At 60.5% G+C, this 13,665-nt stretch carries 10 protein-coding genes and 2 tRNA genes; 2 read left to right on the top strand and 10 right to left on the bottom strand.

What is annotated here, in order from left to right; all coding sequences use genetic code 11:
* The first annotated feature begins 127 nt into the window (after nt 1-127).
* A tRNA-Leu gene (locus KUIN1_RS03155) sits at nt 128-214 on the top strand.
* 160 nt (nt 215-374) lie between these two features.
* Nucleotides 375-461, top strand: a tRNA-Leu gene (locus KUIN1_RS03150).
* 106 nt (nt 462-567) lie between these two features.
* Here the strand turns inward: KUIN1_RS03150 and KUIN1_RS03145 are convergent.
* From KUIN1_RS03145 to KUIN1_RS03100, 10 genes are all read right to left on the bottom strand, one after another.
* Nucleotides 568-2,502 carry a methyl-accepting chemotaxis protein gene (locus tag KUIN1_RS03145; RefSeq protein WP_152091822.1) on the bottom strand — a complete coding sequence of 645 codons (1,935 nt, stop codon included), beginning with the start codon at nt 2,500-2,502 and terminating at the stop codon, nt 568-570.
* A gap of 171 nt (nt 2,503-2,673) precedes the next feature.
* Nucleotides 2,674-3,966, bottom strand: a complete 1,293-nt coding sequence (locus KUIN1_RS03140) for an adenylosuccinate synthase (RefSeq protein ID WP_003366319.1) — start codon at nt 3,964-3,966, stop codon at nt 2,674-2,676.
* Nucleotides 3,967-4,020: 54 nt separating this feature from the next.
* A complete protein-coding gene (locus tag KUIN1_RS03135; protein ID WP_152091821.1) occupies nt 4,021-5,208 on the bottom strand; it encodes an ATP phosphoribosyltransferase regulatory subunit in 1,188 nt (395 codons plus the stop codon).
* A gap of 270 nt (nt 5,209-5,478) precedes the next feature.
* The gene (hflC, locus tag KUIN1_RS03130) at nt 5,479-6,348 is read right to left on the bottom strand and encodes a protease modulator HflC (RefSeq protein ID WP_003366315.1); all 870 of its coding nucleotides are present in this window, start codon (nt 6,346-6,348) and stop codon (nt 5,479-5,481) included.
* The gene (gene hflK, locus KUIN1_RS03125; RefSeq protein WP_116893390.1) at nt 6,348-7,553 is read right to left on the bottom strand and encodes an FtsH protease activity modulator HflK; all 1,206 of its coding nucleotides are present in this window, start codon (nt 7,551-7,553) and stop codon (nt 6,348-6,350) included. The genes hflC and hflK overlap by 1 nt, the downstream gene beginning before the upstream one ends.
* A 96-nt stretch (nt 7,554-7,649) precedes the next feature.
* Nucleotides 7,650-8,951 (bottom strand): ribosome rescue GTPase HflX, encoded by a 1,302-nt coding sequence (gene hflX / locus KUIN1_RS03120; protein ID WP_002551820.1) that lies wholly within the window; start codon nt 8,949-8,951, stop codon nt 7,650-7,652.
* Nucleotides 8,952-8,963: 12 nt separating this feature from the next.
* Nucleotides 8,964-9,224, bottom strand: coding sequence for an RNA chaperone Hfq (gene hfq / locus KUIN1_RS03115; protein ID WP_002551819.1), 261 nt, complete (start codon nt 9,222-9,224; stop codon nt 8,964-8,966).
* Nucleotides 9,225-9,317: 93 nt separating this feature from the next.
* Complete coding sequence (miaA, locus tag KUIN1_RS03110; protein WP_011266496.1) at nt 9,318-10,289, bottom strand: tRNA (adenosine(37)-N6)-dimethylallyltransferase MiaA; 972 nt, start codon at nt 10,287-10,289, stop codon at nt 9,318-9,320.
* Nucleotides 10,290-12,236, bottom strand: coding sequence for a DNA mismatch repair endonuclease MutL (mutL, locus tag KUIN1_RS03105; protein ID WP_058398819.1), 1,947 nt, complete (start codon nt 12,234-12,236; stop codon nt 10,290-10,292).
* A complete protein-coding gene (locus KUIN1_RS03100; RefSeq protein ID WP_197709718.1) occupies nt 12,236-13,663 on the bottom strand; it encodes an N-acetylmuramoyl-L-alanine amidase in 1,428 nt (475 codons plus the stop codon). Before KUIN1_RS03100 ends, mutL begins: the two co-directional genes overlap by 1 nt.
* Between the last annotated feature and the right edge of the window lie 2 nt (nt 13,664-13,665).

Here is a 13,665-nt window from a genome sequence, read left to right as displayed (position 1 = left end):
ACCCCGCTGAAACACCCGAAACACGCCGTCCGCGATTTTTTTCGGGTTTTTTTCACTGCCGGGCTTTACAGCCTAAAAGGCGCTCCGTATAGTGCGCGCCATCGACAGGTTGATGCCTGTTGATACTGCCCAGATGGTGAAATTGGTAGACACGCCAGCTTCAGGTGCTGGTGACCGCAAGGTCGTGGAAGTTCGAGTCTTCTTCTGGGCACCAATTCAGGCAACAGACTACAACAGTCTCAAGCCTCACAAAAACCCGCGAAAGCGGGTTTTTGCATTTTCAGGGTTTGATTATTAAATCAAAACAGGGGTTTACAGAGTAAAACGATCGCCGTATAGTGCGCCCCATCAACGGCGTACGCGCTGCTGATGCTGCCCAGATGGTGAAATTGGTAGACACGCCAGCTTCAGGTGCTGGTGACCGCAAGGTCGTGGAAGTTCGAGTCTTCTTCTGGGCACCAATTCAAAAAAACCGAGCCAATGGCTCGGTTTTTTGCGTTTGGCACTCGAAAAGCCCTCCCTCCTGCAGACAGTGCAGCACCACACTTGCAGCGCTGCACCTGGCGCTCATGCCCGAAACTGCCCCAGGCTCGCCTTCAACTGTGCAGCCAGTCCATCGAGCACTTTGCCGCTGGCGGTCGTCTCCACCACAGCCTTCGCAGCACGCTCGGCCTGAGCATGGATCACCTCTACCCGACCACGCACCGCCTGGGCACCTTCAGCCTGATGAACGGCCGCCTTGGTCGCCAGACCGATGGCCGCATGCACCTGCTCCACGGATGCCTGCACCGTCTGCTGGCGCTTGGCGCTGTCGCGCAATACCTCCAGCCCCTCCTTGGCCTGACGCCCGGCGATGCCGATGGCAGCGACCGCCTCTTTCGCGCCGCGCTGCAAGGCCACGATGTGTTCCTGAATATCGCCCGTCGAGCTTTGAGTCTTGCTGGCCAGCGCCCGCACCTCATCGGCCACCACGGCAAAGCCCCTGCCCGTCTCCCCTGCACGGGCCGCTTCGATAGCTGCGTTCAGCGCCAGCAGGTTGGTTTGTTCGGCAATACCATGAATGACTTCCAGCACCACCTCGATCTGCTGACTTTGCTGCGCCAGACGCTCGATGACTTGCGCACCGGTCTCGACCTGCCCGGCCAACGCTTCGATCAGCCCGCCAACCTGACTGGACGTGCGGGTGTTTTCGTCGGTCGCCTGCTTGATGTCGATAACCTGACGCAAAGCCGCCTGCATCGCGTGGCTTTCCGACTGCGCCTCGTCGGCCATCTGCTCCAGCGCTTTGAGGCTGGCCGCTACTTCGTCCCGCTGCAATTCGGCCGCCGCATCGGCGCCGGCGTTACGCTCGCTCATGACACCGATTTCCTGCCCGGTGCGCTGCGCCACTTCGCCTGCCTCGCGGACGATAGGTTGCAGCTTGTCGATGAAGCAGTTGACCGCGACCGACATATCACCAATCTCGTCATTACTGTCCAGCTTGACGCGCTTGGTCAGATCACCCTCACCCGCCGCCAGGTCATTGAGTGCCGCGATCAGCAGATGCAGCTTGCTGACAACCCGACGTCCGAGCACCACCGCCAGTAACAGCAAGACACACAGGCCGACCAGCGCCAGACCCATGCCGATTCTCCAGCGCAGTGTTTCGGCAGCTTCCTGAACCGCAACACGCGTGTTGGCGGTCATCGCCACCCCTGCCGCCTGAGCCGACTGCAGACGCGTGCGCAAGGCGGTCGAGCTGTCTTTCGAGGCACTGGCAAGGCTGTCGGACACCAACTGTTCACCACTGGTGATCAGGGTCGCGAAACGCTTGTCCAGGGCGGCAAGATTCTCTTCGACCGTTGCCGTGGATACACCCATGCGCACCTTGCCGATCTCCACACCGTTAGGGCTGATGGACGCTTCAACGTAATACACAGAAGGATCGTTTTTCGCCGCATTGAGGACCTTGTCCATCGCCCGCTCGCCTTCGCCCTTGGCCAGCAAGGCCTTGACCAGCGGATTGTCGCGGTTCATGTAACGCGTAAGGTGCTCACCTGCGGCGTCGTCATAAACCACGAACAGTACATTGGGATTGCGCTGGGCACGGCGTGCGAATTCGGAAAGCGTTGGTGTGTCGTTGTCCCACATGGCGCGTGGAGCGACGGCGGCGAGCAGTTCAGCCATGTCGGTCGCGGACTCGCGAAGGTCTTTCTCCAGCGTGGCACGCAGTTGAGCCTGCTCGTCCTTCAGACGGGTAGAGAGCCCGACACTCAGGCGCTGACGAGTGCTGGCTGACAACGCATCGAGGCTCGACGTCACTTCGCTACTCGCCGACTCCAGCTCTGAGGAAAGATGTTGCGAATCTACCCCGAGACGACTGGCGAGATCAGCCTCAAGCGCGGTGACCGTGCTCCGGGTAAGCGCAACCGCCACCACGACCTGCACCAAAAGAGCGATGCCCAGCGCGATGAAGACCGGGCGCAGCAAACGACTTTGCAACAGAGATAAGACAGCAGACACAGGAGAATCCCTCCACCCTCAGCGCCATTAAAATGATGGCACTTTTCTGTCATCTTTGTAGCAAGCGCCGTGCCGTGACACAAGTCTCACTTTTGTGCGCTTCCCTGCCCTCGGCGCGAAAATAAAAAAGGGCCGCACAGGCGACCCTTTTTGGCACAGCCCGGTGACGTATCAGCCGAACGGATGACGCAGCACGATGGTTTCGTTGCGGTCAGGACCGGTCGAAATGATGTCGATAGGCGCACCCACCAGCTCTTCGACACGCTTGATGTAAGCGCGAGCGGCAGCAGGCAGCTCTTCGAGGGTCTTGGCACCCAGCGTGGATTCGCTCCAGCCTGGCATCTGCTCGTAGACCGGACGCAGACCCAGATAGCTGTCAGCGTCGGTAGGCGCGTCAATGACTGCACCCTCTTCGTTCTCGTAGCCCACGCAGATGTTGATGGTTTCCAGACCGTCGAGCACGTCCAGCTTGGTCAGGCACAGGCCCGAGATGCTGTTGATTTCGATGGCGCGACGCAGGATGACGGCATCGAACCAGCCACAACGGCGCGCACGACCGGTGGTGGCACCGAACTCATGACCACGCTTGGCCAGGAACGCACCGACGTCGTCGAACAGTTCTGTCGGGAACGGACCCGAACCCACGCGTGTGGTGTAGGCCTTGGTGATGCCCAGGATGTAATCCAGGTACATCGGGCCAAAACCGGAGCCGGTGGCAATGCCGCCCGCCGTGGTGTTGGAGCTGGTGACGTACGGGTAAGTACCGTGATCGATGTCCAGCAGCGAACCCTGGGCGCCTTCGAACATGATGTCCTTGCCGTCGCGACGCATCTCATGCAGCGCAGCGGTGACGTCGAGCATCAGTGGCTTGAGCATGTCAGCGTATTCCATGCACTCGTCGAGCGTCTTCTGGAAGTCGATGGCAGGCTCTTTGTAGTAATTGACCAGCACGAAGTTGTGATAGTCGAGCAGCTCGCCCAGCTTGGCGGCGAAACGCTCGCGATGGAACAGGTCACCGATGCGCAGACCGCGACGTGCGACCTTGTCTTCGTAGGCCGGGCCGATACCACGACCGGTGGTGCCGATCTTGAACTCGCCGCGGGCTTTTTCACGCGCCTGATCGAGTGCCACGTGGTACGACAGGATCAGCGGGCAGGACGGGCTGATGCGCAGACGCTCGCGCACCGGAATGCCTTTCTCTTCCAGCTTGACGATTTCGCGCAGGAGCGCGTCGGGAGCAACCACCACACCGTTACCGATCAGGCACTGCACGCCTTCGCGCAGCACACCGGACGGAATCAGGTGCAAAACGGTTTTCTCACCGTCGATCACCAGCGTGTGGCCGGCGTTGTGGCCACCCTGATAGCGAACTACGGCGGTAGCATGTTCGGTCAGCAGATCAACGATCTTGCCTTTGCCCTCATCACCCCATTGAGTGCCCAGGACTACGACATTCTTACCCATAACACTTGTCCTCATTCACGCAAACTTGGTGCCGGCGGCGGCCGGCAGGAATACTCAAGAAGCCAGCGGCATTACCTGCCAGTGCTCGCCATGCTGAATCAATTGCCGGTCACAGTCGGCTTCACGCGCGGCGCTCGCCTGCTGCCCAGGCAAGGCCTGAACCACACGCTGACCTTCACTGCGCAACTGACAAACCCTCTGCCAGAGTGCCGCATCCGTACTGTCCGGCACCCAGATGCCACCAGACGGTAAGACGATTTCTGCCTGCCCCAGGGTTACCAGGGTTTTCAGGTCGGTGGAAAAGCCGGTCGCCGGACGGGCACGACCGAAGTCGACACCGATGTCATCGTAACGACCGCCCTGAGCGATCGACTGACCCACGCCCGGTACGAATACCGCAAACACCACACCGGTGTGGTAGTGGTAGCCGCGCAGCTCGCCGAGGTCAAAGTACAGCGGCAACTGCGGGAAACGCGCAGCCAGACGCTCGGCGATCGACAGCAGGTCATCCAGCGCGGCCAGCACCGGCGCCGGTGCGCCGGCCAGACGATCACGCGCGGCGTCCAGCACCTCACGACCACCGCACAGATCAACCAGAGCGCGCAGCATTGTTGCCAGCTCTGGCGGCAGATCAGCGGTGAGGGCAATCACCTCATCAATGGCCTTGCGCTGCAGCGCATCGAACAGTTGCTGCTCGACTTCACCCGACAGGCCGGCGGCGCGCGCCAGACCGCGATAGATACCGACATGCCCGAGGTCCATGTGCACATCCGGCACATCGGCCAGTTGCAGCATGGCCAGCATCAGACTGATGACTTCGACGTCGCTGCTCGGGCTCGCATCGCCGTACAACTCGGCACCCAGTTGTATCGGGCTGCGCGAGGACGACAGCGCGCGCGGCTGGGCGTGCAGAACGCTGCCCGCGTAGCACAGACGGCTCGGGCCTTCGCGTTTGAGGGTGTGGGCATCGATGCGTGCAACCTGCGGCGTGATGTCGGCGCGAAAGCCCATCTGCCGGCCCGATTGCGGGTCGATAACCTTGAAGGTGCGCAGATCCAGATCCGAACCCGCGCCAGTCAGCAGGGACTCGAGATACTCGATATGCGGGGTGACGACAAACTCATAGCCCCAGCTCTGAAACAGATCCAACACCTGACGGCGCGCTACTTCAATGCGCGCCGCTTCCGGTGGCAGTACTTCTTCGATGCCATCTGGTAGCAGCCAGCGGTCGACCGTTGCCATTACGCCATTCCCCTGTGATCCAGGCGGCCAGCCTACAGGCCGACCTTGAGTGAAGCAGAAAGTGATGCGCCGTATGACGGGCACGACAAATGCCCGAGACAGGCCTTGCAGACCACTTTCCTCGAAAAATCTTGCCGCGTTCCGATTCAGATACGGCCAATCAATCGTGCAGACGCAAAAAAGCCGGGAATTTCCCGGCTGCCGCATGATACACACGTTTCACCGTACGTTCACCCCACCGGGCGGTTTTGCCGCCCGGCGGATGATTAATTACGGCTTGGCTTTTTCCATGTAGCGAAAGAATTCGCTGTTCGGATCAAGCACCATCACGTCGCTCTTGTTCGCAAAGCTTTCGCGGTAGGCACGCAGGCTGCGATAGAACGCGTAGAACTCCTGGTCCTGACCATACGCCTTGGAATAGATCGCGGCAGCCTGGGCATCACCATCACCACGCGCTTCTTCCGACTCGCGATAGGCTTCGGCCAGCAGCACACGACGCTGACGATCGGCGTCGGCACGGATGCCTTCAGCCAGCTCGTTACCCTTGGCACGGTGCTCGCGCGCTTCACGCTCACGCTCGGTGCTCATACGTTCGAAAACGCTGCGATTCACTTCCTTCGGCAGATCGATGGCCTTGACCCGGACATCGACGACTTCGATCCCCAGTTCTTTCTCGGCCATGCGGTTCAGCGAACCGGTGATATCCGCCATCAGCGCGTCTCGCTCACCCGACACGACTTCGTGCAGGGTGCGCTTGCCGAACTGGTCACGCAGGCCGGATTCCAGACGACGCGAAAGACGCTCGTCGGCGATCTGCTTGAGGCCGGAAGTCGCGGTGTAGAAACGCTCCGCATCCTTCACACGCCACTTGGCGTAGGCATCGACCATGACCGCTTTCTTTTCCAGTGTCAGGAAGCGCTGGGTCGGTGCATCGAGGGTCAGCAAACGACCGTCGAACTTGCGCACCTGGTTCACGTAAGGAACCTTCACATGCAGACCCGGCTGAACGTCAGCCTGGACCACACGACCGAATTGCAGCAGAACAGCGCGTTCGGTCTGGGACACTATGTAGAAGCTGTTCCAGGCAATGACCGCCAGTACCACGCCGACAATAAGGGTGATCAGTGATTTGTTACTCATCAGCGAGTCTCCCTGGTACGTACTTCACCACGCTGCTGAGCCTCATTCGCCCGGGCAGCGGCGGCAGCAGCGGCAGCATCATTGGCCGACTGCGATGGCGTACCTGAATTGGAGCCATTGCCGGTACCGCTGCGGCTGCTTTCGATCATCTTGTCGAGCGGCAGGTAAAGCAGGTTGTTCTGCCCCTTGTCGCCGGTCACGAGCACCTTGCTGGTGTTGCTGAAGACTTCCTGCATGGTGTCCAGATACAGACGCTGGCGGGTGACTTCAGGTGCCTTGCGGTACTCGGCAACCAGTTTGGTAAAGCGATCCGCCTCACCCTTGGCGCGCGAAACCACTTCATCGCGATAACCGTTGGCATCTTCAAGAATACGCTGAGCCTGACCACGGGCTTCCGGGATCACACCATTGGCGTAGCTTTCAGCCTGGTTACGTGCACGCTGCTCGTCTTCACGGGCGCGAATCACGTCATCAAAGGCTTCCTGCACTTCACGCGGCGCGGCGGCGCTCTGCACGTTCACCTGGGTCACGGTGATACCGGTGCGGTAGGTATCGAGGAAGCGTTGCAGACGCTCCTTGATTTCGCTGGCCATCAGTTCGCGGCCTTCAGTCAGGACCTGATCCATCGCCGTGGAACCCACGACATGACGCAACGCACTTTCAGTCGCGTGCTGCAGGCTGATTTCAGGCTGATCGACGTTCAGCACGAACGCCTGAAGATCGCTGATCTTGTACTGCACGGTCAGCGGCACTTCGACGATGTTCTCGTCTTCGGTGAGCATCTGGCCCTGCTTGCTGTAGGCACGCTCGCGAGTCACGTTCTCCATGTACTTGCGATCGAACGGCGGGAAGTAGATGTTAAGGCCCGGGCCCACGGTCTCGTGGTACTGACCAAAACGCAGCACGACAGCCTGCTCTTGCTCGTCGACCACATAGATAGCGCTGTACAGCCAGAAAGCGACGAGTACGACAAGCCCGATGCCGAGCAGACCGAAGCCACCGCCCTTGCCTGAACCGCCACCACTGCCACTGCTGCCGCCATCGCTGCCGCGTTTGTTACCGCCGCCGAACAACCCCTTCAGGCTTTCCTGCAGCTTACGGAAGGCCTCGTCGAGATCAGGTGGTCCCTTGCGGTCGCCGCCACGGCGTTTGCCACCCCAGGGATCTTGATTATTCGAGTTGCCACCCGGCTCATTCCAAGCCATAGCGCTCTCCATCTGATAAAGCAAAGACGCGCCCGCGGCGCGCCGACCAATGCTACAGAATGCTCGGGAAAGCCGTACAACGGCTTTCTCGTGCTTTTATTGCAAAGTGTGTTGCTCGATGAACTCCAGCGGCTGCAATCCTTCGCGACTCACCAGTCGATTGAGTTCAACGCGCGGCAGTCGTACGGCCAGCACGCTGGCACCTTCCTCGTCATGCGTTTCGCTCTGCACCGCACCCAGTTCAAAGAACTGGGCACGCAGCCGGGCAAGACTTTGAGGCAGAAGCAGCGTGCCGACAAACAGATCGTCGCCGAGCAATTCGGCGATAGCCTGTTTGAGCAGATCAAGCCCTCGACCATCACGGGCAGACACCCAGACACGCTGCGGTTTGCCGTCGGCATCGCGCTGTATCTGAGGCTCTACGCCCTCAAGCAGATCGAGTTTGTTATAGACCTCGAGGATCGGCAAGCCCTCGGCTCCGATCTCGCCGAGCACCGCCATCACCTGCTCGATCTGCGACATGCGATCCGGCTCGTGGGAGTCGATCACATGCAGCAGCAAATCGGAGTTGCTCGATTCTTCAAGCGTCGCGCGAAAGGCCTCGACCAGCTTGTGCGGCAGGTGGCGAATAAAGCCCACGGTATCGGCCAGCACGATAGGACCCAGGTCATCGAGCTGCAGACGACGCAAGGTCGGATCGAGCGTGGCGAACAGTTGGTCCGCCGCGAACACATCCGAATCGGTTACCGAGTTAAACAGGGTGGATTTGCCGGCGTTGGTATACCCCACCAGTGAAACCGATGGAATATCCGCGCGACGACGCCCGCGACGGGCCTGATCACGCTGGCTGCGAACCTTCTCCAGCCGTCCCTTGATCTGCCGCAGGCGAACCCGCAGAAGACGTCGGTCGGTTTCGAGCTGGGTTTCACCCGGACCGCGCAGGCCGATACCACCTTTCTGTCGCTCAAGGTGAGTCCAGCCACGGACCAGACGGGTACTCATGTGTTCAAGCTGGGCCAGTTCGACCTGAAGCTTGCCCTCGTGAGTACGCGCCCGCTGCGCAAAGATATCGAGAATCAGACCGGTACGATCAAGCACACGACACTCGAAAACGCGTTCGAGGTTGCGTTCCTGACTGGGCGTGAGGGTGTGATTGAAGATGACCAGATCGGCCTGCTCAGCCTTGACCTGATCGCGAAGCTCCTCGACCTTGCCAGAGCCGATCAGATACTTGGCCGAAGGCCGATGACGCGGCACGTTGATAAACGCAACGGTATCGGCACCGGCCGAGATGGCCAATTCCTGAAACTCCTGCGGATCTTCGCGCGCCTCAGGGTCCTGACCATCCAGATGAACGAGAATTGCACGTTCACCACCACTGTGGCGCTCAAAGAACAAGGCAGACTCCTATCAGGCGTTACCTGGCTCGGCGTCCGCGCCGTCAGCGTCTGTAGCGCTTGGCAGGCGGATCGGACGAACCGGTACGACGGTGGAAATGGCGTGTTTGTAGACCATCTGGCTGACCGTGTTCTTCAGCAAAATGACGAACTGGTCGAAAGACTCGATCGTACCCTGCAGCTTGATACCGTTGACCAGATAGATCGATACCCCGACCTTCTCTTTACGCAAGGTATTCAGGTAAGGGTCTTGTAGCGAATGCCCTTTTGACATGTGCCGCACTCCTTTAAGGATCAATAAAATAATAAATCGAATTCGATTTGCTTGACCGACCACCCCCCAAGGATAGACGGCTATTGCAGGGACTCAGCTCAATATGGAGACCGATCCCAGGTATTTCAAGGCGCGCGACAGATTGTCGCTGGCCAGGCTGTCCAGCCAGTGCAGGTCGTCCCAGCTACGTAGCCAGGTGAACTGCCTTTTGGCCAGCTGGCGCGTCGCAATGATGCCGCGCTCCTGCATTTCATCCCGTGTCAGTTTCCCATCCAGGTGATCCCAGACCTGGCGATAACCGACGGCTCTTATCGATGGCAACCCCGAATGCAGGTCACCTCTTGAGCGCAATGCCAGTACTTCGTCCAGAAACCCCTGATCCAGCATTTGCTCGAAACGTAGCGCGATGCGTTGGTGCAGCACCTTGCGATCAGCCGGAGCAATGGCAAGGTTCGCGACAGTATAGGGCAATTGCTGGCGCCCTGATGCGGCTGCTTCGGTACTTTGCGCAGTTTGTTGCTCGCGATGTGCCGTCATGCTCATTCCGCTGACGCGATACACCTCAAGCGCCCTGATCAGCCGTTGCGGATCGTTGGGGTGAATACGTGCCGCCGAAACGGGATCGACCACCGCCAACTGATCGTGCAATGCCTGCCAGCCGAAGGCCTGTGCATCCGCCTCAAGTTGCGCCCTGACCTGTGCATCGGCCGCCGGCATATCCGCCAGCCCGTCCAATAGAGCCTTGAAATACAACATAGTGCCGCCGACCAGCAAAGGAATATTTCCGCGTGCGGTAATTTCCGCCATGGCCGCCAGAGCGTCACTGCGAAAATCGGCTGCGGAGTAGCTTTGCGCCGGGTCGAGAATGTCGATCAGACGGTGAGGATGCTCAGCCAGCTGCGTCTTCGACGGCTTGGCGGTGCCTATGTCCATGCCGCGATAGACCAGCGCAGAATCGACGCTGATCAACTCGCAGGGCAGCACTTTGGTCAGCTCTATCGCAAGGTCGGTCTTGCCTGCAGCGGTAGGCCCCATGAGAAAGATGGCCGGAGGTAAAGCGTTCATTCATTGACCGCGCAGGAATAATTTATCCAGGTCATTGAGACCCATCTGGGTCCAGGTAGGACGACCGTGGTTGCATTGCCCGCTGCGCTCGGTGTTTTCCATGTCACGCAGCAGACCGTTCATTTCCGGGATGGCCAGACGCCGATTGGCACGAATCGCGCCGTGACAGGCCATGGTGCCGAGCAGCTCGTTCATGTGCGCCTGCACCCGGTCGCTGGTGCCGTATTCCATGAGGTCAGCCAGCACATCGCTGACCAGCCGGTTGGCCTCGGCCTGCTTGAGCAACGCAGGGATCTGGCGGATCGCCAGGGTTTCCGGGCCGAGCCGCTGCAGTTCGAAGCCCAGGCGCTGGAAGGTCGCAAGGTGTTCTTCGGCGCAGTCCGCTTCACGCTGGCTGACCGCGATGGACTCGGGCACCAGCAATGGCTGGCCGCTCAAGCCTTCGTTGGCCATGGCTATTTTCAGGCGCTCGTACATGATCCGCTCGTGGGCGGCATGCATGTCCACCAGCACCAGGCCGTGAGCATTTTCAGCAAGGATGTAGATACCCTTGAGCTGCGCCAGCGCATAACCCAGCGGCGGAATATCACCGGGCGATTCAGGCAGCGACGCGGGCGCGGCACTGGGCAGCGGTGCGAAGAATTCCCGGTAGGCACTTTGCGCTTCGGCGACCGGCACGCCAGCGGTGGGCCGAGGCGTGTATTGATACTGATAACCGCTGCCAGCGCCGCCAGCGGCAGCAGGCCGGGCAAAAGGCTCGCCCTGGGGCTGCTCCAGCACATTGTTGGCCAGACGCATTTCACCCTGCGGCCCGAACTCGCCCGCTTCAGGCCCGCTCGGGCGCGTCTCGGCGACAACCGGCACGCTGCCACCCAACTGATTTTCAGGGCGCACATCGCCCAGCGCACGGTAGAGGGTGCCATATAGAAAGTCATGCACCATGCGCCCGTCGCGGAAGCGCACTTCATGCTTGGTCGGGTGAACGTTTACGTCCACAGCAGCCGGGTCGACCTCGAAGAACAGCACGAAAGTCGGGTGACGGCCATTGAACAGCACGTCGCGATACGCCTGACGCACCGCGTGGGCGACCAGCTTGTCGCGCACTGCCCGGCCATTCACGAAGAAATATTGCAGGTCGGCCTGGCTGCGCGAGAAGGTCGGCAGCCCGACCCAGCCCCACAAATGCAGGCCGTTGCGCTCGATCTCGATCGGCAGCGCCTGCTCCAGAAAGCCCGGCCCGCAGATTGCCGAGACACGTCGCGCTCTGGCGGTGTCGTCATGCGCCTCATGCAGGCTCAGCACGGTCTTGCCGTTGTGCCGCAGATGGAAGGCCACGTCGAAACGCGCCAGCGCCATGCGCTTGATGACTTCCTGCAAATGATCGAATTCGGTTTTCTCGGCTTTCAGAAACTTGCGCCGGGCGGGCGTGTTGAAGAACAGGTCGCGTACTTCAACGGAGGTGCCTACCGGATGCGCGGCCGGCTGCACGCGTGGCGCCATGTCACGACCTTCGGTTTCGACCTGCCATGCCTGATCGGCGTCGCGGGTGCGCGAGGTCAGGGTCAGGCGTGCCACGGAGCTGATCGAAGCCAGCGCTTCGCCGCGAAACCCCAGGCTCATGACCCGCTCGAGGTCTTCCAGGTCGCGAATCTTGCTGGTCGCGTGGCGTGCCAGCGCCAACGGCAGATCGTCCGAAGAGATGCCGCTGCCATCGTCACGCACTTTCAACAATTTGATGCCGGCCTGCTCGACGTCGACATCGATGCGCCGCGCGCCGGAATCGAGGCTGTTTTCCAGCAACTCCTTGATCACCGAAGCCGGACGCTCGACAACTTCGCCCGCCGCAATCTGGTTGGCCAGACGCGGACTGAGCAGTTCGATGCGTGCTGCGTTCAGGGCAGTCTGAGCGTTATCGGCTTCGGCGCCGTCGAGCAGGAGATCGGTCATTACTGAGTCGCCACCTCGGAACTTGGAATACGCAGATCCTGGCCGATCTTCAATTCATCGGACTTCAGATTGTTGGCGCTGCGCAAGGTGGCGATGTTCATGTCATAGCGTGCAGCAAGCATGGCCAGGGTTTCGCCGGAACGAACGACATGAGTGCGCGGCCCCTGGGCCAGCTTGCCGTTGTCACGCAGCCAGGCAATGTAGGTGCCCTGCGGCGGGTTCTGCTGGAAGAACTGCTTGACACCCGACGTGATCGAACGCGCCAGCGCCTGCTGATGCGACGCAGAACCGAGCTTGTTGGCCTCATTGGCGTTGGAGATAAAGCCGGTTTCCACCAGAATCGACGGGATATCCGGCGACTTGAGCACCATGAAGCCCGCCTGCTCGACGCGTGCCTTGTGCAGCGAGGTCACGCGGCCAATATTGCTCAATACCTTCTGGCCAACGTTCAGGCTCGAAGACAGCGAGGCGGTCATGGACAAGTCCAGCAACACCCCCGCGAGCATGCGGTCCTTGTCATCGAGGCTGACTGCGCCGGCCCCACCGATCAGGTCAGAACGGTTTTCACTGTCCGCCAGCCAGCGGGCGGTTTCGGAAGTGGCGCCACGATCAGACAGGGCGAACACCGATGCGCCGAACGCAGCGGAAGACGGCGCGGCGTCGGCGTGGATCGACACAAACAGGTCAGCGCCCTTGGAGCGGGCGATCTCGGTACGTTTGCGCAGCGGAATAAAGTAGTCGCCGGTCCGCGTCAGTTCGGCACGGTAGCCTTTCTCGGCATTCACCTGGCGCTGCAACTCCTTGGCAATCGACAGCACCACGTTTTTCTCTTTCTGACCGGCGCCGCCCGAGGCACCAGGGTCTTCCCCGCCGTGCCCGGCATCGATCACCACAACGATATCGCGCTTGCCATTCGGCACCGGGGTCAGCTTGATTTCAGGCTTGGCCGGGCTGACCGGAACTGCGGGTGCGGTGTTGGCAGCGGTGTCGGGAATCACCGGCGTGGGGTTGGCATCGGCGGCGTTGTCGTACAGGTCGACCACCAGACGGTTGCCGTATTGCTGGTTGGGCGCCAGCGTGAAGCTCTTCGGGGTCACACCCTTTTTCAGGTCGATGACCACGCGCAGGTCGGTAGGTGTGCGCTGCGCAGAACGCATGCTGCTGATCGGCGTATTGGCCGTGGGTACGTTCAAGGGTCCGCCGAGCGTCGCACCATTGATATCGATCACCAGACGGTCAGGCGAAGTCAGGGTAAACAGGCTGTGCTGAACCGGCCCCGTCAGGTCGAAGACCAGACGTGTGTTATCCGGCGCTCGCCATAAGCGGACACTTCGTACTTGCGTAGCGGCAACCGCCTCGACAGCCATGGCCATCAACAGCAGACCCACTACAGTAACCAGCGCGCGCATGCGCATACCTAACCCCATAT

Origin of the sequence: Pseudomonas sp. KUIN-1 (assembly GCF_009176725.1) — a bacterium.
Lineage (GTDB): Bacteria > Pseudomonadota > Gammaproteobacteria > Pseudomonadales > Pseudomonadaceae > Aquipseudomonas > Aquipseudomonas fragariae.
This window is presented reverse-complemented; position numbering and strand designations above follow the sequence as displayed.